Source organism: Oleiphilus sp. HI0043, from assembly GCF_001634935.1.
In genome coordinates this window covers 1-916 of sequence record NZ_LWEY01001591.1, presented here as the reverse complement: position 1 = coordinate 916, position 916 = coordinate 1, and the positions used below count along the sequence as shown (strand labels likewise).

Here is a 916-nt window from a genome sequence, read left to right as displayed (position 1 = left end):
GGATTTTATTTAGTGAAGCTTAACCGAGAATAGAGAGGCTGCCAATACCTAGTCTTCACTTAAGTCTAAGGGGTAGTGACTCGCACCAATCTCAAGCACATCGAGAGCCTCGATATTTGATTCAAAGAACTGAACACTAAAGTCAATGCCACTGATCACTTCCCGATTTGCGTTTAAGGTCTCGAACGAGTAGTAATTCGGATAGATTCCTTTTGCTTCTCCATCGTCAAATGAGCGCTCATCGCCATCATTATTGGTACTTGCTCTAACAAAATACTCGCCGACCGGGATATTCTCAAAGCGATAGCTGTATACACCGTCAGACAAAGATCCTGCCACGGTAGATGTAGCAAAAATAGGTTCTTCTGGCAAAGCGTTCAAAACCTCATCTAAGGCAATAAGCGATATATAAAGATTACCGACCGATTCGTTACCAGAAATAGTATTCGATGCGATTACATCAAGCGATGCAGTTTGCACCGCACCATCATTTATTTGATATTCTATGATCAAACTACCTTTCTTAAAGGTGTTTACTGGAATCGCTGCACTATTAATTTCTACCGTATAGATCCCTAAACCATTGGAATCTGTATCATCCTGACGAACATCTAACCAACTGGCGTCAGCTTCACTTGGTGTAATACCGGAGACAATAACGCTACCATTGCCTGGGTTAGACAAATATAGCTTTGCATTGACAGCATCATTAAAGAAAGAGAACGATTGCGGAAAGTAATACAAGGAGTCAGGTATATCGTTGCTTCCAGATGCCCATGCAACGGCTTTATGCGCATTAATTAGGCCATTGCCGAAACTGGATGAACCACCAATCAAGTCAGTGATGAGGCCGTTCTCTAATGAGTAGCTAAAACTTGAAGCATTGAGATCAGGATCTACCGACTTCATTAGCGCA

The 916-nt window shown here is 42.0% G+C and carries 1 protein-coding gene; it reads right to left on the bottom strand.

Annotation, left to right across the window (positions count from 1 at the left end):
* Positions 1–48 precede the first annotated feature (48 nt).
* Positions 49–916 (bottom strand): hypothetical protein (locus A3729_RS33410; RefSeq protein WP_197476015.1); only part of this gene is annotated, 868 nt, incomplete at its 5' end.